This is a genomic window from Longimicrobium sp., from assembly GCF_048594345.1.
Taxonomy (GTDB): domain Bacteria; phylum Gemmatimonadota; class Gemmatimonadetes; order Longimicrobiales; family Longimicrobiaceae; genus Longimicrobium.
The window spans coordinates 1-21,453 of record NZ_JBMDXM010000085.1 but is presented as its reverse complement, the minus strand read 5'-3'; the positions used below and the strand labels follow the sequence as shown (position 1 = coordinate 21,453).

Here is a 21,453-nt window from a genome sequence, read left to right as displayed (position 1 = left end):
TCTGTCCGATACTGCACCTAGCTTTTGAATGGAGAAAGCCCCGGGTCAGTCCCGAGGCTTTCTTGCCACCGTCCGCAGCTTTCGCGGCTCAACAACATCTCTGCGGCTCACGCCGCGGCGCTGCGCGCCTTCACCTCTTCCGACGTCAGGCCGTAGAGCGGGGGCGTGGCGACGCCGATCATCCCCAGCATCAGGTAGATCTGGCCGCGGTGGTGAATCTCGTGCTCCACCATGGCGCGCAGCCACTTCCACGCGGGCATGGACGCGCCGCCCGGCGTCGTACAGCGCGCCTGCAGCGCTTGCGGCGTCAGCGCGCGGAAAAGATCCATCGATTCCGCGTGCATCCGGTCAAAGTAGGCGAGCACGGCCTCGTATCCATCCGCCAACTCCGTCCCGTGCCCCGGGTAGCGGCTGGGGCGGCCGGAGACGTTCTCGGCGAACATCCAGCGTTCGATGGCACCCAGGTGCCGCACCAGGTCGCCAAAGCTCCACGCGCCCTCGCGCGGCGCCCACTCCAGCCCGTCGGGCGGGATGAGGGCGACCACGCGCCGCGTCCGTTCCCGGATCTTCGCGTAATAGTCCAGGAACGGCTCGATGTCGCGGATCTCCATCGCCCGGTCAGGCGGTGGCGGCGGCGGCGCCCAGGCCGAGCAGGTACCGCTCGTGCAGCAGGGCCACGTGGTGCGCCTCGTGGCCGGCGATGATCCACGCCAGCGCGCGCACGGACACCGGGCCGCCGCTCGCCGTGCCCAGACGGGCCAGCGCCTCGTCGCTCAGGCTGGCGAAGAGCGAGAGGCTGGCGCGGCGCACGTGCTCCATCTCCCCGGCCAGATCGGCGAGGGTGCGCGCGTCGGCGTTCGATTCCTCGGCGTAGGCGTTCTCGTCGAAGCTTTCCAGCGGGGTCTGATCGCCGCGGGCGATGCGGAGCGCGCGGTAGGCAAAGATGCGCTCGGCGTCGATCAGGTGGTTCAGCACGCCGCGGATGCTCCACTTGCCGGGCGCGTAGCGGTGGCCGCCCTGCGCCTCGTCCAGCCCGCGGACCAGCGCCAGCGTGTCGTCCAGCTGCGCGCGAAGCGTCTGCAGCAGGTCGCCGTCGGGGACGCGGTCGACGTACTTGCTGTAGTAGGGCAGGTGCTCGGATGCGTCGGGTCTCGGGATCATCGGCAGGGGATCGGCTCGGGTGCGGGACGGTGGATCGAACGATCCCGCACACGATATGCGGCGCGCGCACGTTCGGATAGCGAACGGGCGTTTGATCTACCCGCGTGCCGATCGAATCCGAACAAGCACGTCGATTTCCTGACGGAGGCGCCGCTCCGCAAACCGCTCTCACGCAAAGGGTTGGCGCCGACCGAAGGACCTCGTCTTCCTGACGGACTTGAAACGGCTCCCGAGGGCTGCGCCTCGCGCGACCCGACAGAGATCCTTCGGTCGCGCGCAAGCTTTCGTGGTGATGAAAGTTAGGGCGTGCGCTCCCTCAGGATGACACCGGGCCCCCGACGGGAGCAGGTGCGGTTTGGCATTCTCCGCGAAAGCGCCGCACGGGTCCTTTGGCGGTTAGCGAAGGACTCTGTCTGCCTGGCTGAAGAACGTGAACGACTCCCGAGGGGTGGGCCTCGCGCGACCCGACAGAGATCCTTCGGTCGCGCGCAAGTTTTTGTGGTTGTGAAAGTTGGGGGTGGGCGCTCCCTCAGGATGACAGCGGGCCCCCGACGGGAGCAGGTGAGGTTTGGCACTCTCCGCGGAAGCGCCGCACGGGTCCTTTGGCGGTTAGCGAAGCACTCTGTCTGCCTGCTGAACGTGAACGGCTCCCGAGGGCTGGGCCTCGCGCGACCCGACAAAGATCCTTAGGTCGCGCGCAAGCTTTTGTGGTTGTGAAAGTTGCGCGTGTGCGCTCCCTCAGGATGACACCGGGCCCCAGGATGTCCTTACCCCTGAGGCGACCGCGCGCCTCCATTGGGCGCAGCCGTTGCTGGCTATTCCCTATTCCCTGTTCCCTATTCCCTGCAGTTGCGTCGCCATGAACCGCCGCAGGTCCTGCCGGTAAAAGCGGCCGGCCGGGTCTGGCGGATTGTGCGGGCCGCCGGGGATCACCAGCAGGTCAAACCGCCGGTTGGCGGCGATGAACGCGCCGATCATCCGCATCGTCGTGCTGAACGGCGCGTTCACGTCGCTGGTGCCGTGCATGATCTTGAGCGGGCCGGCCAGGTTCGCCGCAAGCGGAAGGTTGGAGCCGCGCTCGTAACCTTCCGGGTTCTCCGCCGGCATCCCCATGTGCGGCTCGTTGATGACGGCCAGCTCCGTCAGGTCGCCCGGCGCGCCGGCGTACCCCGCGCGAAAGAACTCCGGCGCGGTGAGCATCCCCCGCAGGGCGAAGTATCCGCCCCACGAGTGGCCGGCGATCCCCGCGCGCGACAGGTCCATCCACGGCCGCGACTCCGCCGCCGCACGCAGCGCGGCCACGTGGTCGGCGATCTCCATCTGCCCGACGCGCCCGTACGTCACGTCCTGGAACGCCTTGTCGCGACCCGGGGTGCCGCGGCCGTCCACCATCACCACCACCAGCCCCATCTGCGCCAGCGACGCGGCGACGCGGTGCATGCCCAGCGTGGGCGCGTACTCCTTCTGCACGGCGGAAATGAAGGGACCGGCGTAGATGTAGTCGACCACGGGATACCGGCGCGACGGGTCAAAGTCCGCCGGTGTGTAGACGACGCCGTGAATCGCCGTCGTTCCGTCCGCGGCGCGGGCGGTGAACGGCTCCGGCGGACGGTGGCCCAGCGCCGCGAGGCTCGAGGTATCGGCCACCTCCAGCCGGGCGATGGCCGATCCGTCCGCGCGGCGCAGATCGGTGGCGTACGGGCGGTCCACCGTGGAGTGCACGTCCAGAAAGGTCCGGCCGCTGGGCGAAAACTGCACGTCGTGCATGCCGGGCTCCCGCGTCAGCGTGCGGAGCGCGCCGCCGTTCGCGGGAAGCACGTACAGGTGCTGGTCGTACGGGCGTGCCGCGTCGGCCGAGGCGATGACGTGGATCTGCCCCGACGCGGAATCCACGCGCACCACGCGGTGCACCGGAAAGGCGCCGCGGGTCAGTTGCCGGGGCGCCGCGCCGTCCCAGCCGTAGCGGTACAGGTGCCGCCATCCGTCGCGCTCCGAAAACCAGAGAAACCCGGAGCCGTCCGGCAGCACCGTCACCTGGTTGACCCACCCTCCCGTGGCAAAGTCCAGCGCGGCCACGGAGGTTTCCGGGCGCTCCTCGCGCACCAGCGTCCGGCTGCTTCCGTTGCGCGGGTCCACCGCCAGCAGTTCCAGCGCCTTGCCCGTGCGGGTCATCCGGATCACCAGCGCCTCCGCCGGATCGCCACGCCACCCGGCGATCCACAGGTAGGCGTCGCGCGTGTCCAGCGAGATCTCGCGCATCCCGCCGGCAACGGCGTCGACCAGGTGGATGGACTGCACCGGCAGGGGGGAGCCGGACTTGGGATAGACGGCGGGCTGCACCTGCTCCAGCGGGCTGGAATAGTCGATGACGGGCACCGTGTGCACGCCTTTCTGATCGGTGCGGCCGACGGCCAGCCAGCGTCTGCCGGGGTGCCACCCGCGCGGCCCCACCTCCCACCCCGCGTCCGGCGCCTCCACCAGCCGCGCGGCCTCGCCGCCGTCCGCGCGCAGAATGCGCAGCGTGTCGCCGCGCCGGTCCAGGCGCTCCAGCCCCGGCGGGGACGGCTGCGGCGGCAGGCTTTCCTGCGCGATGGCCGCGGACGTGCCGCGCAGTGCATCCACCCGCACCCACTGCCCGGCCAGCGGCCCCGCCTCGGCGCGGTAGACGAACGCCTCCTCCCCGGGCACCCACACGGGCCGAACGCGTCCGCCGGCCAGCGTCCGCAGCGCCTCGTGGTACCGCTCCGCCTTCTCCAGCCGCGCCTCGATGTCCGCCACCTGCTGTGCGCGGCCGGCGGCCGGGGCGAGGACGGCGAGGAGCGCGATCAGCAGCGCGGTGCGATGCCGGGGCACGGCCGCGCGGCGGGGTGGATGGGATCGGGTCGCAAGCATCGGGATGGCGGATGTGAAGAGGTGGGTGGATGAGAGGTCGGTTGATGAAAAACGGCGCCGTGCGAGTTCCCTCCAGGAGCGAATGAATTCGCCGCTGGAAATCGCAAAGTCCGCCTTCGCGGACTCGTGGCCGCAGGCTCACCGCGCGGAATACATCACGAGAACGCCGACGGTAGATTCCTCCGTCGCGCCCTGACCCTCTGCAAACGGGCAGGCGCGGCGTTTCCTCGAAAGGACAGCGGGGAGCACGCGAACGTTGCCGGAACGCGGGTGGGATTCTCCCCGTCACGCACGACGGGGTAATCTGACGTTGGAAGCCGCCCGGCGTCTACCGGTTGCAATCGCCGCGCGCGGATCGCGTCGGCGTAGGGGTGCGGAGCGGCGGCGGGTGTCCTGAAAAGCAGGGAGCGGGGGACACCGGGGCGCGGTCCGCGCGGGCGGACTTCGTAGACGTTGCGGCCGCGGTTTCGACCGCCGGGCGAGGCAGGCGCCACGCGTTCGGGGATGACGGCGGATCCGCGTCCTCCGGAACGCACGAAGCCTCTTCCCAGGACATCCGGAAAGAGGCTTCGCCGCGTATCGGTACAGCGAGCGTCAGGCGCCGCCCATCACCTTGGCCATGATGGCCTTTTGCACGTGCAGGCGGTTCTCGGCCTCGTCCCACACGCGGGAGCGGGCGCCTTCGATCACGCCTTCGGTTACTTCCTCGCCGCGGTGGGCGGGGAGGCAGTGGAGAAAGATGGCGCGGCCGCTGCCGGTTTCCATCATCTCCTCGGTGATGCAGTAGCCCTGGAAATCGGCGGCGCGCTTGGCCGATTCTTCCTCCTGGCCCATGGAGGCCCAGACGTCGGTGTTCACCACGTCCGCGCCCTCCACCGCCTCGCGCGGATCGTGCGTGGTGATGATGTTGGCGGCGCCCCGGGCGCGCTCCAGGATCTCCGCGTCCGGCGCGTAGCCGGCCGGGTACGCCAGGCGCAGCTCAAAGCCCAGCATGTACGCGGCGTTCAGCCACGAGTTGGCCATGTTGTTGCCGTCGCCAACCCAGGCCACCTTCACGCCGGACAGATCCTGGCCAAAGTTCTCCTGCACGGTGAGCAGGTCGGCCATGATCTGGCACGGATGCAGCAGGTCGGTAAGCCCGTTGATGACGGGGACGGAGCCCCAGGTGGCCAGGTCGACCAGGTCCTGCTGGTCGAAGGTACGGATCATGATTCCGTCCACGTAGCGCGAAAGCACGCGGGCGGTGTCCTTGATCGGCTCGCCGCGGCCCAGCTGGATGTCGCGCGAGGACAGGAACAGCGCGTGGCCGCCCAGCTGGTACGTGCCCACCTCGAAGCTCACGCGGGTGCGCGTGCTGCTCTTGGTGAAGATCATCGCCAGCGTCTTGCCGTCGAGCGGGCGGTCGGTGTAGGCGCCCGACTTCATCCGCGCGGCCAGGTCCAGCGTCTGGAGCAGCTCGTCACGGCTGAAGTCGGGGATCTGCAGAAAGTGGCGGACTGGGCGGTCGGTCATCGGGGCCCCGGCTGGATTCGTGGGATGGTGTCGGTCAGGCGCGGCCGACAGGACCGGCGGCGCGCGCGGCAATGTAGCACGCCCCCGGCGGGGGTGCCACACCCCCGGAACCCCGGCGGGCTGGCAGAGTATAAATGGATACAACACAAAGAGTTGCGGTCGCCTGTGCCCCGTCCGGGGCGCGTCGCGCGGCTTTTCTTTTCGAACGTCCGTCCGTAGAATTGACGGGTGCGCGCGTGCCGGGGGCCGCAGGGCCCTGCACGTGCGCGCGACCGTCTGTGGCCGCGCCACCGGCGCACTCCCTCCCTGGAGCCCCACGCCCATGAAGCGACGCCTTGCCGCATACCTCCTGCTTGCCCTTGCGGCGGGGGCGTGCGACAGCCCCTCCGGCTCCGGACCCAGCGTGGACCGCGTGGTCGTTGCCCCCGCCGAGCGCACCATCAGCGCGGGCGAGACCGTTCAGCTTGGCGCCAGCGCCCGCGACGACGAGAGCCAGCTGGTCCCCGACGTGGAGTTTCAGTGGACCTCGCTGGAGCAGGAGGTGGCCACCGTCACGCAAACCGGCCTGGTGACCGGCGTGCGCACCGGCTCCGCGCGCATCATGGTCACGGCGCAGGGCAAGGCCGACACGGCGACTATCACCGTGCTGGGCACGTCGGCGGAGTGCGACGCTCCCGGCGCGGGGATCACCCTGGCGGTGGGCCAGTCGGTGCAGCGGTCGGGCGCGGCGGGGAGCCTGCTGTGCCTGGAAGGCGGCGCCGGCGGGGCGGAGTTCACCGTGATCCCGTTCAACGGCTCCCGCGCCCTGGGCTCCAACCTGTCCGTGCGCGCCATGGCGGCGGGGGTGAGCACCGTGTCCGGCCCGCCCAGCCCCAGCCTGTCGCCGTCCTCCGTGCTGCTGGGCGGGCTGGGCGACGCGAACGTCCTGCCCGGCCGCGACGGCGGCTTTCACGCGCGGCTCAATCAGGCGGCGTACGACCGGCTGCGGCCCATGGCGGCCGGGGCGCGCGCGGCGTACCGGCGGCGCACCGGCGCGCGGCTGCAGATGAACGCCGAGCCGCCGGCGGTGGGGTCCACGCTTACGCTGAACACCAGCACCGACTCGCCGTGCGACGTGGCGGACAACCGTACCGGCCGGGTGGTGGCGGTGAGCCAGCGCGCCGTGGTGGTGGCCGACGTGAACAACCCGGCCAACGGGCTTACGACGGCGGACTACGAGCACGTGGCGGCCACCTTCGACACGCTGGTGTACCCCATCAACGTGGCCAACTTTGGAGCGCCGGGCGACGTGGACCTGAACGGCCGCTCCATCATCTTCTACACGCGGGCGGTAAACGAGCTTACGCCCGCCAACGTGGACTACGTGGTCGGCGGCTTCTTCTACGTGCGCGACCTGTTCCCCCGCCAGCCCAACGGCGTCGCCCCGTTCATCTGCCAGACCAGCAACCAGGCCGAGATCTTCTACATGCTGGCGGCGGACCCCACGGGCGTGGTGAACGGCAACCAGCGCTCGACCGCCGACGTGCTGGAAAGCACCATCGCCACCGTGGGGCACGAGTTTCAGCACCTGATCAACGCGTCGCGCCGCCTGTACGTGCTGGAGACGGACAACTTTGACGAGGACGTGTACCTGAACGAGGGGCTCAGCCACATCGCCGAGGAGCTGCTGTTCTACCACCGCGCCCAGCGCGCGCCGCGGCAGAACCTGGGCAACAGCATCCTGGCGACGGGTACCGCCAGCCGTGACGCGTTCGTGCTCTTTGGATCGCAGAACGAGACGCGCTACGCCGAGTACCTGGAGAACCCCGAGACCAACTCGCCGTATGAGGACAGCGACGACCTGGGCGTGCGTGGCGCGGCGTGGGCGTTTCTGCGCTACGCGGCCGACCAGCGCGCGGGCGACGACGCCGCGTTCTGGATGGCGCTGGTGAACAACGAGGTCACCGGGCTGGACAACCTGCAGGAAGTGCTGGGCAAGGACCCCATCCCCGTGTTCCGCGACTTTGCCGTCTCGGTGTACACGGACGACGCGGTGCCGGGGATCCCGGCCCTGTTTACCCAGCCCAGCTGGAACCACCGCTCCCTGTTCCAGAACGTGAGCGGGGGCTTTCCGCTCCGCGTGCGTCCGCTCACCAGCGGCGTTCCGGTGAACGTGACGCTTACGGCGGGCGGCGCGTCGTACCTGCGCGCCGGGGTGGCCGCGGGCCGGCGCGGCTCCCTTCAGCTCACCGCGGGCGACGCGGTGCTGCCGTCGACCATGCAGGTGACGGTGGTGCGGACCAAATGATCCGCGCGGCGCTCGCCCTGGCGGCGGCCCTGGCCGCCTGCGCCCCGGCGGCCACCCGCGGCGGCGGGCCCGAGCGGCTGGCGGGGCACGTGGCGGTGGTGGGCTCGGCGCCGATGAACGTGCGGCTGGCGCTGCGGACGGCGGACGGGCGCAGCGTGTACGTGACGGGTCCCGTCTCGGCCGAGCTGCGGGCGCTGGCCGGCGCGGAGGTGGAGGTAGAGGGGCGGATGGAGCGCGGGGCCTTTGCGGCGAGCGGGTATCGCATCCGCTCCGTGGACGGCCGCCCCGTCCTGTCCGGGACGGTGGAGGCGGCGCCGGGGGGCGGGGTGCAGCTGCGGCTGCCCGACGGCTCCGCGGTGCGGCTGGGCGCCGGGGCGGAGCAGCTGCGCGCCGGACAGAAGGTGTGGGTGCAGGGCCCCACGCAGGTGCAGGTGCAGACGTACGGGGTGATCGTTCCCTAGCGGGCGGCTGGCGCGGGCGTGTCCCGCTCCGTGCGCCACACGCGTTCTACCACGGCCGCGCCCCCGCGGGGCCGCCTTTCACGTAGATTTCTCCCTACCTTGCCATGAAGCGACTTCTGCTGGTTACCGCGGCCGCGCTGCTCACGGTCTCCGCCGCCTGCGAGAACGGCCCCACCGACCCCGCCGAGGTGGTGTCGGTGCAGGTGATGCCGGAAGAGCGCACGCTCGCGGTGGGCGAGACGCTGGAGATGGAGGTCACCGTGCGCGACGCCGAGGGTGAGTCGCCCGACCACGTGGACGAGATCACCTGGGCCAGCGACAACCCGGCGGTGGCCACGGTGAACACGGCCGGCGTGGTGACCGGCGTGGCGCCGGGGCAGGCCAACATCCGCGCGGAGCTGGACGGCATCGCCGGGAGCGTGCGGGTGATGGTGGCCGCGGCGCCGGCCGCGTGCTCGGCGCCGGGTGCGGTGCGCTCCCTGGCCGTGGGCGGCAGCGTGACGCTGGGCGGCGTGGAAGCCTCGTCGGTGTGCCTGGACGGCGGCGCGGCGGGGGCGGAGTACGTGGCGGTGCCCTTCCACTCCGGCAAGATCAACGGCGGCTTCGCGAACGTGCAGTTTTCGGCGCAGGGGGTGACGGGGGTGCTGGCCGCCAGCCCGTCGGTGGCGCCGGCGCTGGCGCTGTCGGGCGGCCGCCCGCTGGACGAGGAGTTCCACCAGCGGCTGCGGATGAACGCGGAGCGCGAGCTGGCGCCGTACGTGGGCGACGCCGTCGCCGCCGGCCGCGCGCCCAGGGACGCCATGCGCCCCTCGCTGGTGCTGAACCTGCGCAACCCCACGGTGGGGCAGACGGTGCAGGTGAACACCTCTACCGAAGAGTCGTGCGCCAAGCCCAGCATGCGCACGGGGCGGGTGGTGGCGGTGGGTACGCGCTCGGTGGTGCTGGCCGACGTGGCCAACCCCTCCGGCGGCCTGACGGACGCGGAGTACGCGTCGTTCGCGGCGGGCTTCGACACGCTGGTGTACCCGGCGGTCACCGGCGCCTTTGGCGAGGTGGGCGACGTGGACCAGAACGGGCGCGTGGTCATCTTCTACACCCGCGCGGTGAACGAGCTTACGGACGCGGGCTCGGGGGCGTACGTGGGTGGCTACTTCCATCCCCGCGACCTGTTCCCCACCCGCGACCGCGACGGTCTGTCGGCGTGCGAGACCAGCAACTTTGCCGAGATGTTCTACATGCTGGTGCCGGACCCCACCAACTCGGTGGGCGGCAGCGCCTTTTCGCGCGACCTGGTGCTGCAGACCTCGCTGGGCACCATCGCGCACGAATTTCAGCACCTGATCAACGCGTCGCGCCGCCTGTACATCATCGGCACCACCAACTGGAACGAGGAGACGTGGCTTAACGAGGCCATGAGCCACGTGACGGAGGAGCTGGTGTTCTACCGCGCGTCGGGGTTCCAGCCGCGGCAGAACCTGCGCGGGCCGGAGGTGATGGGAAGCCTGCGGTCGTCGAACGCCTATCGCACCTACATGGACCAGAACATCCGCCGCTACCAGTCGTACCTGGAAGACCCCGAGACGGAGTCGCCGTACGACTTTACGGATGCGGACGCCAACGACCTGGCCACGCGCGGGGCGGGGTGGGCGTTCCTGCGCTACGCGGCGGACCGCCGCGGCGGCGACGAGGGCCAGCTGTGGCGCACGCTGATCGACGGCAGCACCACGGGCTTCGCCAACCTGCAGCGCGCGCTGGGCACCGACCCGCGGCCCTGGGTGCGCGACTGGGCGGTGTCGGTGTTCACGGACGACGTGGTGTCGGGGATCGACGCGCGGTTCACGCAGCCCAGCTGGCGCTTCCGCACCTTCTTTGGCGAGTTCCCGCTGCGTACGCGGCGCATGAACGGGCCGGGAACTGTTGACGCGTTCCTCAAGGCCGGCGGCAGCGCGTTCGTCCGCTTCGGCGTGCTTCCCGCGACGACGGCGTCGGTCAGCGGGCGCAGCCCCGGTGGCCAGCCGCTCCCCTCGTCGGTGTACCTGACGATCGTGCGGACGCGGTAGTCTGCTGATTCGGTTGATGAAAACCCCCGCCGTGGAGGTATCGCGGCGGGGGCTTTCTTGTCTCGGCTGGGAAACGGATGTAGTGCTGGTCTTCAAAAGAAGATGCCTCACACGGAGTCAACGGAGTTAACGGAGTTTTCTCGTGCCGGTTCCTCCCGCATTCGTGCGAGATCCACGGAAAGAATGGTTTCACGCAGAGTTAGCAGAGTTAGCAGAGTTTGCTCGCACCGTTCCTCTGCTCTCGGTGGTTTGAGGCCGGATTCCCAGGTGTCGGGTGCACGGGGGATGTGGTCGCGGCGAGATCTTTTGTGAGGGTGTCGGGAACGGGAGGTAGATGGAATGCGGCAGGGGGCCATGAGAATTTTTTTGGAGGAGGATGTGGATCGGTGGATGATCTCCGGAGCACCCGGGAGAGTGTCGATCGCACCACCTGATGCGCGATCTGGAGAACCGTCGGCCTGCTCCACGACCGAGGGCGGATTGAAGCGGGGATTGCGCGTGACTTCGTGTGTTTTCGAAGCGGTAGAAACGGCGTGCGTCAGACGTTCTTCATGAACTGTTGTATTTCGGCGTTGGCACGGCGCCGGCTTTACGCAAACCTGGGCGATCTCCCATGAAGCAGCTTCTGCTGATCCCGGTGGCGGCCCTGCTGGCCCTTTCCGCCTGCGACGGCAGCCCCACCGGGGACGACGCGCAGGTGGTGGCGGTGCAGGTGATGCCGGACGAGCGCACGCTGGCGGTCGGCGAAACGCTGACCCTCGACCTGATCGTGCGGGACGAGAACGGCGGCGCGAACGGGGCGGGAACGGTGCAGTGGTCCACGGACAACTCCAGCGTGGCGTCGGTGAGCATCCTGGGCGTGGTCACCGGAGTGAGCCCCGGGACGGCGACCATCCGGGCGGACGTGGAGGGGATCACCGGAAGCGTGCGGGTGACCGTGGCCGCCGCGCCGGCCGATTGCGCGGCCGCGGGGTCGCTGCGCTCGCTTCCGGTGGGCGGCAGCGTGACGCTGGGTGGGATCACGGCGGCCACGGTGTGCCTGGACGGCGGCGCCGCGGGGGCGGAGTACGTGGCGGTGCCGTTCCACGGCGGCAACCCGGCGGACGGTGACACGACGGTCGTCATCGGGACGCAGAACATCGTGCCGGTGTCGGCGGCCAGTCCTTCGGTGGCGCCCGCGCTGTCGCTGCAGACGGGTCCGCGGCCGGACGAGGCGTGGCACCTGCGCATGCGCCAGCGCGCGGCGCGCGAGCTGGCGCCGTACGTGGACGACGCGATCGCCGCCCGCCAGCCGGGCGGGATGCGCCCCTCGTACGTGCTGAACCTGCGCGCGCCCACGATGGGGCAGCAGGTGCAGGTGAACACCGGCCAGGCCTCGTGCACCGCGCCGGACCTGCACACGGCGCGGGTAGTGGCCGTGGGCGAGCGCGCGGTCGTGCTGGCGGACGTGGCGAACCCGGCGGGCGGGCTTACGGACGCGGAGTACGCCTCGTTCGCGGCGGGGTACGACACGCTGGTGCACCCGGCGGTGACGGCGGCGTTTGGCGAGGCGGGGGACGTGGATGAGAACGGGCGCGTGGTCATCTTCTTCACCCGTGCGGTGAACGAGCTCACGAAGGGCGGAACGGGCGAGTACGTGGGCGGCTACTTTCACTCGCGCGACCTGTTCCCCACCAGGGGCCGTGACGGCCTGGCGGCGTGCGCGGGGAGCAACTACGCCGAGATGTTCTACATGCTGGTCCCCGATCCGGCCGGCGCGGTGAACGGCAACGCCTTCTCGCGCGAGCTGGTGCTGCGGACGTCGCTGGGCACCATCGCGCACGAGCTGCAGCACCTGATCGGCAGTTCGCGCCGGCTGTACCAGGTGCGGACGGAGCAGTGGGAGGAAGAGACGTGGCTGGACGAGGGGATGAGCCACATCGCGGAGGAACTGGTGTTCTACCGCGCCTCCGGGCTGTCGCCGCGCCAGAACCTGGCCTCGCCGCACATCGAGGGAAGCACCCGGGCGTTCGAGGCGTATCGCTCGTACATGGACCAGAACGGGCGGCGGTACTCCCGATACCTGGAAAACCCGGAGCGCTACTCGCCGTACGACCCGCCGGTCCTCAACGTGAGCGACCTGGCCACGCGTGGTGCGGCGTGGGCGTTCCTGCGCTACGTGGCGGACCGCCGCGGCGGTGAGGAGGGGGAGCTGTGGCGCGCGCTGATCGACGGCGCCGGCACCGGCTTCGCCAACCTGCAGAGCGCGATCGGGGCGGACCCGCGGCTGTGGGCGCGCGACTGGACGGTTTCGGTGTTCACGGACGACGTGGTGCCGGGGATCGACGCGCGCTTTACGCAGCCCAGCTGGCGGTTCCGCAACCTGCTCGCCCCGCTGCCGCTGGACACGCGGCGCCTGGAGGGGCCGGGGACGGAGGAGATCGCCCTGCAGAGCGGCAGCGGCGCCTTCGTGCGCTTCGGTGTGCGCCCGGGCACGGTCGCGACGGTCACCGCCCGCACCGACGGCGCGCGGCCGCTTCCCTCGTCCGTGTACCTGACCATCGTGCGGACCAAGTAGTTCGGTGATTCGGTCGATGATCGAAAGCCCCGCCGCGGATTCGTTGCCGCGGCGGGGCTTCTTCGTATGGGCTGCCACCAAGCAGAATGTTGATTTCCTGAGGGAGCGCCACCCCGCACCTGGAAGCCCACGCCACCGCCTGCGCGCGACCGAAGGACCTCGTCTGCCTGACTGAGGGACTTGAATGGCTCTCGAGGGCTGGGCCTCGCGCGACCCGACAAAGATCCTTCGGTCGCGCGCAGGGTTCTGTGGTAATTGAAGTTACGGGTGGCGCTCCCTCAGGATGACACCGTGCCTCTGTCAGGACAAAGCCCAGCTCAGGCTCAGGAAGTCAAACGGACTTCCTGCGCGATACTTAGAATATCCTCAGCGATCAACCGACTCCCGCACTCCCGCACTCCGCACTCACGCACTCACGCACTTCCCCTCGCCTCCAGCCCCATCGCCTCCGCGATCAGCTCGTACGAGCGGACGCGGGCGTCAAAGTCGTGCGTCACGGTGACGATCATCAGCTCGTCGGCGGCGCAGCGGGCGGCGATGCGGTGCAGTTCGTCGCGGATCTGCGCGGGATCGCCGGCGATCATGCGGGCGCCGTCCTCGCCCAGGCGCGGCGGGGTCCAGGCGGCGCCCATCTCCGCCAGCGCCTCGTCGGGCGAGGGGATGCCACGGTCGCGGCCGTGCATGATCCGCATCCCCCAGAGCGCCATGCTGGACGCCAGCCGCTGCGCCTCGGCCTGCGTATCGGCGCAGATCACCCCCAGCGCCACGCTGGCCGCCGGCTCCGCGCGCCAGGCGGACGGGCGAAAGCGATCGCGGTAGTGGCGCACCTGCCCGGCTCCGTCCACCCCGCTGATGAACTGCGCGAACGAGAATCCGCATCCCCTATCCGCGGCGTAGTACGCGCTGCTGCCGCCGGAGCCCAGCATCCACAGCTCCGGCACGCTCTGCGCGCGCGGCATGGCTCGCACGCGGCGCCACGGGTGCCCGTCGCCAAAGGCATCCGTCATCCAGCCCGCCAGGTCTTCCACCTGCTGTGGAAAGCGGTCGACGTCGATGCGGCCGCGCCCGTACTGCAGCGCCAGCGCCGCGCGCCCATCCCCGCCCGGCGCACGGCCGATCCCCAGGTCGATGCGGCCGGGAAAGAGCGCCTCCAGCGTGCGGAAGTTCTCCGCCACCTGCAGCGGCGAGTAGTGCGAGAGCAGCACCCCGCCGGACCCCACGCGGATGTCGCGGGTGACGGACGCCACGCGGGGGATGAGCACGGCGGGCGAGGAGCCGGCGAAGGAGTTGGTGCTGTGGTGCTCGGCCAGCCAGTAGCGCGAGTAGCCCAGCCGGTCGGCGATGCGCGCCAGCTCCAGCGTTTCGCGCAGGGCGTCCGCCGCGGTGCCGCCCGTTCGCACCGGCGACTGGTCCACTACGCCCAGCTTCAGTCGTGTCATCATCCGTCCGCGTGTGAGATCGAGCCCGCGTACAATCCTTCACACGACGCGGGTGTCCGCAAGTGCATCGGCATCGAACAAGGCTCCATCCCCATTCGAAAAACTGCGGGTGTCACGCGGAGGACGCGGAGGCGCGGAGAACCTTCTTCCGCGACTCCGCGCCTCCGCGTGAGAGCTGTTGAACGGCTCCCCAAGGCTGGGTCTCGCGCGACCCGACAAAGATCCTTCGGTCGCGCGCAAGCATATGTGGTTACGGAAATTACGGGGATGCGCTCCCTCAGGATGACAGTGTGCCTCCATGGGGGAGCAGGTGAGATGCGCGTCTTTTGCGAGTGCTCGGCAGGCGTGGACGCGGAGGAAACACGGCGGCCCGCCCCGGGAGCCGGGGCGGGCCGCTGTAGTCGACGAGCTCGCGATGCCCTCTACCGCGCCGCGACGGTGCGGAGCGAGCGGACAAAGTCGGCGGCGAGGTCCTGCGTGTCCTCGGCGGCGGCCGGCTCGGCGGTGGGCTGCTCGGGGCCGCGCTTGCGGCGCACGGCGTCGAGCACCGCTTCGGACTCGATCACCACCCCGCCCGCGCTCTTGCGCTGGCCCAGCTCGCGCGCCGATTCAGCCGCGCGCTCGGCACGGCCCCAGTCGCGCAGGCTGCTGGCGCCGTGGGCCAGCTCCAGCTGCGCCTGCGCGGCGAGCGGAAGCTTGTCCCACTCGCCGGCGGCGCCCCACACCTGCTCCCACGCCTCGTCGAACACGGCGCGTTCGCCCGTGGCCCCCGCCGCGCGCCCCACGTTGCCGGAGCAGATGATGCGCTCGTTGGGATCGTTCAGGTGCGGCAGGACGGCGCGGAACACTTCCAGCGCCGGCTCGAAGCGGCCCTGGCTCATCCAGAAGTACGCCACGTCGTGCGCCAGCGCGGGAAGCTTGGGGTGCCGGGGTCCGTAAGCCCGGAACGCCAGCCGCGCCAGCTCCTGCGCCTCGGCGGGCGGGCTGGTTTCCACGGCAATGGTGAACAGGTCGTGCAGCGCCCGCCCCTGGATGTCGCGCAGGGCGTGGCGGCGCGCGGCACGCAGGCCGCGGATGAGGAAGCGGCGCGCCGCCGGGTAGTTGCCGCGCAGCTTGTACAGGTTGCCCAGCCCCAGAAACGCCTCGGAGTAGCTGGCCCAGTCCTTGGCCTGCCGCCCCAGCCCCACCGCGCGGCGGAACCAGGTTTCTGCCCGCGCGCCCTGGTTGTGCCGGCGGGCGATCTGCCCCACGCGGAACGCCGCCGCCGCGTTGGCCGGGGACGCCAGCGCCGCGGCCGTCGCCAGCGTGACGGCCGTGGAGAGCAGCCCGCGCTGCTCGGCCCAGTCCGCCGCCTGCCGGCACGCCGCCATCACGTCCTGCTCCTGCGCGCCCGCCGGGTCGGTCAGCACCACCGAGGCGCCGCGCAGCCCGCGCTCCAGCGCCGGCTCAGCGCTGGCCGCCTCCATCGACGCCTTGCGCGCGGCCGCCGCGCCCGACGCGAACAGGCCGTCGCGCTCGTCGGGCTGCGTGGTGGCCCAGAGCGCCACGTCGCGGTACGTCTCCCACAGCAGCAGTCCCAGCGGTCCCTGCACCTCTTCCAGCACCTGCGCTCCTTCAAGGCTCTCGCCGCCGTGCATCAGTGCCGGAGGCACGTGCCAGCGCCAGCGGCGGCGAGGCTTGCGGGGGCGAGGGGGCGGGGATGCTTCCATGTGCGTATGGCTCCCGGACAGGTGGTTGATGGGGGTGTGGAACCACCCGGCGGCATCCTGCCGCCGCGACTGTGACGCCACCCGGCACACCGTGTGAGCGCCGGGTGCGCCGAATTATGTTTCGTGTTGGGTAGTATTATGGGCCATAGTTCATCCATAGGAAAGGCTTTTGTTTCAGACCACCCCATATGGGCGTTTCTGAGACAGCTGCTGTCGCTGTCCAAAGGAGTCCCCAAGGGATCGGAAAGCGCCGTCGCGTATCCGGACATCCCGGGCCCCCGCGCGTCCGCATCGTCCCGGGCGTGTGTTGGCGATGACGGATCGGTTGGGCAAGGGAGTTGCACCCGGTGGCGTGGTACAATCGGCAACTGAACCGGGGAGGGTGGATGAAGGTGCTGGTGACGGGTGGCACGGGGGTGGTGGGCAAGGCCGCGGTGGACCACCTGCTCAAGGCGGGGCACGCGGTGCGGCTGCTGTCGCGCCACGCCGACGCCGACGCGCGGCAGTGGGCCAGCGGCGTGGAGCCGCACACCGGAAGCGTGAGCAGCGACGAGGCGGTGGCGGGCGCCGCCGAGGGGTGCGAGGCGGTGCTGCACGTGGCCGGCATCGTGGCTGAAAACCCGCCCGAGTCCACCTTTCAGGAGGTGAACGTCGAGGGGACGCGGCGTCTGGCGCGCGAGGCGCGGCGGGCGGGGGTGCGCCGCTTCGTCTACGTTTCCTCGTACGGGGCGGACGTGGGCGAGTCGGACTACCACCGCTCCAAGTTCGCCGCGGAGGAGGTGGTGCGGGCCGAGGCGCCGCCGGGGTGGCTGGTGGTGCGTCCCGGCAACGTCTACGGCCCCGGCGACGAGGTGATCTCGCTGATGCTCAAGATGGTGCGCACCATCCCCGCCATCCCCCTGGTGGGCATGGGGGGGCAGCCGTTTCAGCCGGTGTGGATGGACGACCTGGGGCTTGCCCTGGCCCGCGCCGTGGAACGCACGGAGCCCGCCGAGACGGTGGTGAACGTGATGGGCCCGGACGTGACCACCATGCGCGACGTGATCGAGCTGCTGGGCAAGATCACCCAGCGCAACCCGGTGCTGGTCCCCGTCCCCGAGTTCCTGGCCAAGATGGGGACGCAGGCGCTGGAGACCGTCGGCATCGACTTTCCCGTCAAGGAGGGGCAGATCACGATGCTGCAGGAGGGCAACGTGCTCCCCGATGGCGCCGTGAACGGGCTGACGGAAACGTTCGGCGTTACGCCTACGCCGCTGGGCGAAGGGCTGGGCAAGCTGGCCGACACGCTGCCGGAGATGCTTCCGTCGGACGGCACGGGAACGCTGCACCGCCAGCGCTACTGGGCCGACATCCACGGCAGCCAGCTGACCAAGGACGAGCTGTTCGAGGTGGTGCGGACGGAGTTCTACGCCCTGGCGCCGGCCGGGCTGCTGGAGGTGGGGGCGGAGCCGGGGTCCAGCACGGCGATGGAGGAGGGCGAAACGCTCACCCTGGAGATTCCGCTGCGCGGCCACATCCAGGTGCGCTGCGTCGACATCTCCGACCACACCATCACCATGGTCACGCTGGAGGGGCATCCGCTCTCCGGCGCCATCCGCTTCGACGTGACGGAGGTGTCGCCCGGCGTGCTGCGCTTCGAGGTGCGTTCGTTCACCCGCTCGGCGCACCTGATCGACCGCATCGGGATGCGTACCTTTGGCAAGGTGGCGCAGCGGGCCACGTGGCGCTCCGTGGTCTCCGCGGGCGTGGAACGCAGCGGCGGCACGGCGCCGGAGGGCGTTCAGGAGGAGGAGACGGCGCTGCAGGGCAAGGACGCCGAGGACGTGGAGAACTGGGTGGAGGGGGTGGTGATGCGCTACCGCCGCGCCCGGAGCCCCGACGCGCATCCATCCGCGTAGCGCTTCGTTCGATGCGAACGATGATACCGAATCCGGAAAAACAACATCGGAAGGTACAGAGGAACCGGGAACCGCCAGAGAAACAGAGGTGATCCGCAATTCCTCCTCTGTTCCTCTGGCTGTTCTTTGTTCCTCTGTACCCTGACCTCTGTTTTCAGTAGCCCGACTTGAGGTGAGGTGTTGCCGGATTTGATATGAGCATGAGACGGCCGGCATCCCGCCACGGGAGCCGGCCATTTTGCATCGTCCGAATCACCAACGGCATGCCTCACACGGAGTCAACGGAGTTAACGGAGTAAAGATTTAGGGATGGATCATGAGCAATGGCCGGCTTCCTCGCGAAGGAAGCCGGCCAGTTCTCATCCCCTGGGTCACCAATGAAGCCCTCGCGCGGGAGTCAGCGGAGCCGCTACGTAAAACTCCGTTGACTCCGTTAACTCCGTGTGAGGCCCAATCTTCTGGCCCTTACCGCCCAGCCTTCGGGTAGATGCGGTACTGCTCGCGCTTTTGCATCCACGCGGCAAGCTCCTCCTCCCAGCGGCGCTGGATGACGCGCGGGTCTTCGCCGCGGTCGAATGCCTCGCGCGCCCAGCGGGAGCCCAGCATCTGCGTAAATCCGGTGTTCATCACCCGAAAGCGCTCCGGGTTCTGCTTCTTGGCCTCGCTAAGCAGCACCAGCGTGGTCCACACGGGGCGAAAGGCGCGGCGGTCGGTCACCTCTACCCGCAGCGTGGTGAACGCGGTGTCGCGATAGCTGGTGTAGACGGCCGGGTCGCGCGTGGGCCGGATCTGCTCGGGGACAAAGCGCACGCCCGGCAGCTCGTACTTCGCCACGGCCTGCATCAGCCGCTCCGTGTCCAGCCAGGGCGCGCCAAAGTACGAGAACGGCGCGTCGGTGCCGCGGCCCGTGTGGATGTTGGTGGCCCCGTCCGCCAGCACCAGCCCGGAGAACTTGAGCTCCGCGTCGACCGAGCGGATGTTGGGGCTGGGGCGGATGAACGGCAGCGTGGTGTTGTCGAAGAACACGTCAGGCCGCCAGCCGTCCACGGGCACCACGTGCAGCTGCGCGCCCACGCCCGCGTCGGCGTTGAAGTAGCGCGCCACCTCGCCCGACGTCATCCCGTGGCGCAGCGGCACCGCGTAGTAGCCGGTGATCACCTGGGTGACGTTGCGCACGTCCATATGCATCACCGGGCCCTCCGACACGTCGGTGATCGGGTTGGGCCGGTCCAGGACGATGAAGGGGATGCGGTGCTTCGCCGCCTCCTCGATGGCCATCGCCATGGTCCACACAAAGGTGTACGGCCGCGCGCCCACGTCCTGGATGTCGTACACCAGCACGTCCACCCCCCGCAGCTCCTCGGCGGTGGGGCGCTGGGTGCGGTCGTACAGCGAGTAGACGGGCACGCCGGTCTTGGTGTCGCGCCCCGCGGCCACCGTTTCGCCCGCCTCAAGGTCGCCGCGGATGCCGTGCTCGGGTCCGTAGAGGGCCACCAGGTTCACGCCGTTGGCGCGCAGGTAGTCGGCCGCGTGCTCGCTGGCGCGGGTAACGGCGCTCTGGTTGGTGATCAAGCCCACCCGCTTGCCGCGCACCAGGTGCATGGAGTCGCGTACCAGGACCTCCAGCCCCGGAACCGCGTCGATGCGTGCGCTGGCCTGGGCGGCGGCGGTCGCGCCGGGGGCCTGCGTGGCCGGTGCCTGCGCGGCGGGGGGCGGCACGCTGTCCGCGGTGCCGCCGTTGTTCGCGGGCGCCGGCGTGCAGGCGGGCGCGCTTCCCATCAGGGCCAGCGCGAGCGCCAGGAGCGGAAGACGGAGCGGGACCAGCTGGATCGTCATGGTGCGTTTCCACGGGTTCATGGGTCCGCCCCGCGCGGGTACGGAGGTGGCACGGTACACGCATCGGCGCGGGCGTAAAGCGCCGGGTTCGCGGGCCGGGGCGGCACGATGCTGCGAAAGGCGGGCCATTCACCCGCGCGCGGGGCGCACGGACAACCAATCGGGGGAGGCGGATTGACGGAGACGTATCGCCCGGCGCGGCCGGACGAGATCGGCGTGGTGGCGCGGCTGGTGGCGCACAGCTTTCCCTCGCCCGACCGCGGCCACGAGTGGTGGGAAGACTTCCTGGTCAACGGACCGCACGGCGGGCTGGAGTCGCTGTGGGTCACCGAAGAGAACGGAAGGCTCATCGGCGCCTGCCAGCTGCTCTGGCTGCGGCAGTGGATCAGCGGCGTGCCCATGCGCGTCACGGGCGTGGGCGCCGTCTCCATCGCCCCCACGCACCGCAAGCGCGGGCTGGCCACGCGCATGCTCACGGCCGGCTTTGAGCACGCCCGCGAGCGGGGGGACGTGGCCTCGGCGCTGTTCCCCTTTCGCGCGGCGTTCTACGAAAGCCTGGGCTACGGGCTGGCCGGCGAGGCGCACCAGTACCAGGTGCCCCCCAACCTGCTCCCCGACGACAAGGCCGAGCGCATGCGCGTGCGCCTGGTGGACGGCGAGCGCGACGAGGCGGCCATGCGCGCCGTCTACAGCGAGGCCGCGCAGCGCCTGCAGACCGGGCAGCTGGACCGCACGGAGCGCACGTGGACCAAGAGCTGGCGCCGCGACGACCTGGCCGCCGTGCTGTACTGGGGCGAAAGCGGCGAGGCCGAGGGGTATGCCATCGTCCGCTACCGCGCGGACCTGGCGGTGGACCGGCGGTTCATCGAGGTGGAGGAGCGCGTGTGGCTCACGCTGGGCGCGCAGCGCGGCATCTACGCGTGGCTCAGCACGCTGGGCGACCAGTGGCGCGAGATCGTCTATCGCGCGCACCCCGAGGAGCACTTTGGCGACCGGCTTAACGAGCCGCGGCTGCCGCTGCTCAGCGCGCCCAGCTGGGGGCTGTGGTTCCCCTCCGCCACCCTGCTGCGCGGCCCCATGTTCCGCATCCTGGACGTGCAGGAGGCGCTGCGGCAGCGCAACCTGGTGGTGGTGGACCAGGAGCTCACCCTCAAGCTGGACGTGGTCGACCTGCAGGTGCCCGAGAACCGCGGCCCCTGGCGGGTGCACATGGAGGACGGGCGGATGGAGGTGGAGCCGTACACCGGCGGCCCCGTGGACGCCGAGGTGCACCTGCCCATCGACACCCTGTCGCGCATCTTCATCGGCGCGGTGGCGCTCTGGCAGGCCGTCGCCGGCGGCGAGGCCACGGTGGACCGGCCGGAGGTGATCAGCGTGGTAGACCGCGCGTTCCTGGTGCCCAAGCCGTGGACGTTCGACCGGTTTTGAACGGCAGGGAATAGGGAATAGGGAACAGGGAATAGCGGGACGGGAAGAGCGGGGGGCGCTTCGGATAGGCCGGCCCAGGCCCCCTACGGGCCGGCACCACCGGCCCACCTCCCCCGAAACAGCCGGGGGCGGGTAGGGGGGGCAGGCGGTGTGGAGATTGGGGGCGGGATGGTGGGCGCCCCCCCCCCCCGCCCACCCCCCCCCCCACCCCCC

13 protein-coding genes are annotated in these 21,453 nt (G+C 70.4%); 6 read left to right on the top strand and 7 right to left on the bottom strand.

The features are described 5' to 3' along the window. Positions 1-107: 107 nt before the first annotated feature. The 4 genes from ACOJUJ_RS09495 to argF all read right to left on the bottom strand — a co-directional run bounded on the left by ACOJUJ_RS09495 (position 108) and on the right by argF (position 5,565). On the bottom strand, positions 108-611 hold the full coding sequence (locus tag ACOJUJ_RS09495) for a DinB family protein (protein ID WP_420126624.1): 504 nt from the start codon (positions 609-611) through the stop codon (positions 108-110). Between the two features lie 7 nt (positions 612-618). Beyond that, positions 619-1,161: a DinB family protein gene (locus ACOJUJ_RS09490; protein WP_420126623.1), complete on the bottom strand. Its 543-nt coding sequence runs from the start codon at positions 1,159-1,161 to the stop codon at positions 619-621. Positions 1,162-1,983: 822 nt separating this feature from the next. Continuing rightward, positions 1,984-4,014, bottom strand: a complete 2,031-nt coding sequence (locus ACOJUJ_RS09485) for a DPP IV N-terminal domain-containing protein (protein WP_420126622.1) — start codon at positions 4,012-4,014, stop codon at positions 1,984-1,986. 633 nt (positions 4,015-4,647) lie between these two features. Continuing rightward, the gene (gene argF, locus ACOJUJ_RS09480; protein ID WP_420126621.1) at positions 4,648-5,565 is read right to left on the bottom strand and encodes an ornithine carbamoyltransferase; all 918 of its coding nucleotides are present in this window, start codon (positions 5,563-5,565) and stop codon (positions 4,648-4,650) included. A 322-nt stretch (positions 5,566-5,887) separates the two neighbouring features. On the opposite strand from argF, the gene ACOJUJ_RS09475 reads away from it, so the two are divergent. The 4 genes from ACOJUJ_RS09475 to ACOJUJ_RS09460 all read left to right on the top strand — a co-directional run bounded on the left by ACOJUJ_RS09475 (position 5,888) and on the right by ACOJUJ_RS09460 (position 12,930). Beyond that, positions 5,888-7,852, top strand: a complete 1,965-nt coding sequence (locus tag ACOJUJ_RS09475; RefSeq protein ID WP_420126620.1) for an Ig-like domain-containing protein — start codon at positions 5,888-5,890, stop codon at positions 7,850-7,852. After that, the gene (locus ACOJUJ_RS09470) at positions 7,849-8,313 is read left to right on the top strand and encodes a hypothetical protein (protein WP_420126619.1); all 465 of its coding nucleotides are present in this window, start codon (positions 7,849-7,851) and stop codon (positions 8,311-8,313) included. Before ACOJUJ_RS09475 ends, ACOJUJ_RS09470 begins: the two co-directional genes overlap by 4 nt. Before the next feature lie 104 nt (positions 8,314-8,417). Then, the gene (locus tag ACOJUJ_RS09465) at positions 8,418-10,373 is read left to right on the top strand and encodes an Ig-like domain-containing protein (protein WP_420126618.1); all 1,956 of its coding nucleotides are present in this window, start codon (positions 8,418-8,420) and stop codon (positions 10,371-10,373) included. A 613-nt stretch (positions 10,374-10,986) separates the two neighbouring features. Beyond that, a complete protein-coding gene (locus ACOJUJ_RS09460) occupies positions 10,987-12,930 on the top strand; it encodes an Ig-like domain-containing protein (protein WP_420126617.1) in 1,944 nt (647 codons plus the stop codon). 413 nt (positions 12,931-13,343) lie between these two features. Here ACOJUJ_RS09460 and ACOJUJ_RS09455 read toward each other — a convergent pair whose 3' ends face one another. Further along, positions 13,344-14,369, bottom strand: a complete 1,026-nt coding sequence (locus ACOJUJ_RS09455) for an LLM class flavin-dependent oxidoreductase (protein WP_420126616.1) — start codon at positions 14,367-14,369, stop codon at positions 13,344-13,346. Between the two features lie 422 nt (positions 14,370-14,791). Continuing rightward, positions 14,792-16,021: a hypothetical protein gene (locus ACOJUJ_RS09450; protein WP_420126615.1), complete on the bottom strand. Its 1,230-nt coding sequence runs from the start codon at positions 16,019-16,021 to the stop codon at positions 14,792-14,794. A gap of 443 nt (positions 16,022-16,464) precedes the next feature. Here ACOJUJ_RS09450 and ACOJUJ_RS09445 point away from each other — a divergent pair, with 443 nt between their 5' ends. Continuing rightward, entirely contained in the window at positions 16,465-17,976 is a 1,512-nt protein-coding gene (locus ACOJUJ_RS09445) for a DUF1990 family protein (protein WP_420126614.1), read from the top strand. A gap of 465 nt (positions 17,977-18,441) precedes the next feature. Here the strand turns inward: ACOJUJ_RS09445 and ACOJUJ_RS09440 are convergent, their stop codons facing one another. Then, positions 18,442-19,812, bottom strand: coding sequence for an exo-beta-N-acetylmuramidase NamZ domain-containing protein (locus tag ACOJUJ_RS09440; protein WP_420126613.1), 1,371 nt, complete (start codon positions 19,810-19,812; stop codon positions 18,442-18,444). A 174-nt stretch (positions 19,813-19,986) separates the two neighbouring features. Here ACOJUJ_RS09440 and ACOJUJ_RS09435 point away from each other — a divergent pair, with 174 nt between their 5' ends. Beyond that, entirely contained in the window at positions 19,987-21,240 is a 1,254-nt protein-coding gene (locus ACOJUJ_RS09435; RefSeq protein WP_420126612.1) for a GNAT family N-acetyltransferase, read from the top strand. Positions 21,241-21,453 lie beyond the last annotated feature (213 nt).

What these genes read in the sequence shown, in the direction of transcription:
- ACOJUJ_RS09440 (WP_420126613.1), bottom strand. Translation starts at nt 19,812, where the DNA reads ATGACGATCCAGCTGGTCCCGCTCCGTCTTCCGCTCCTGGCGCTCGCG.
- ACOJUJ_RS09465 (WP_420126618.1), top strand. Translation starts at nt 8,418, where the DNA reads ATGAAGCGACTTCTGCTGGTTACCGCGGCCGCGCTGCTCACGGTCTCC.
- argF (WP_420126621.1), bottom strand. Translation starts at nt 5,565, where the DNA reads ATGACCGACCGCCCAGTCCGCCACTTTCTGCAGATCCCCGACTTCAGC.
- ACOJUJ_RS09455 (WP_420126616.1), bottom strand. Translation starts at nt 14,369, where the DNA reads ATGACACGACTGAAGCTGGGCGTAGTGGACCAGTCGCCGGTGCGAACG.
- ACOJUJ_RS09475 (WP_420126620.1), top strand. Translation starts at nt 5,888, where the DNA reads ATGAAGCGACGCCTTGCCGCATACCTCCTGCTTGCCCTTGCGGCGGGG.
- ACOJUJ_RS09445 (WP_420126614.1), top strand. Translation starts at nt 16,465, where the DNA reads ATGAAGGTGCTGGTGACGGGTGGCACGGGGGTGGTGGGCAAGGCCGCG.
- ACOJUJ_RS09490 (WP_420126623.1), bottom strand. Translation starts at nt 1,161, where the DNA reads ATGATCCCGAGACCCGACGCATCCGAGCACCTGCCCTACTACAGCAAG.
- ACOJUJ_RS09495 (WP_420126624.1), bottom strand. Translation starts at nt 611, where the DNA reads ATGGAGATCCGCGACATCGAGCCGTTCCTGGACTATTACGCGAAGATC.
- ACOJUJ_RS09460 (WP_420126617.1), top strand. Translation starts at nt 10,987, where the DNA reads ATGAAGCAGCTTCTGCTGATCCCGGTGGCGGCCCTGCTGGCCCTTTCC.
- ACOJUJ_RS09470 (WP_420126619.1), top strand. Translation starts at nt 7,849, where the DNA reads ATGATCCGCGCGGCGCTCGCCCTGGCGGCGGCCCTGGCCGCCTGCGCC.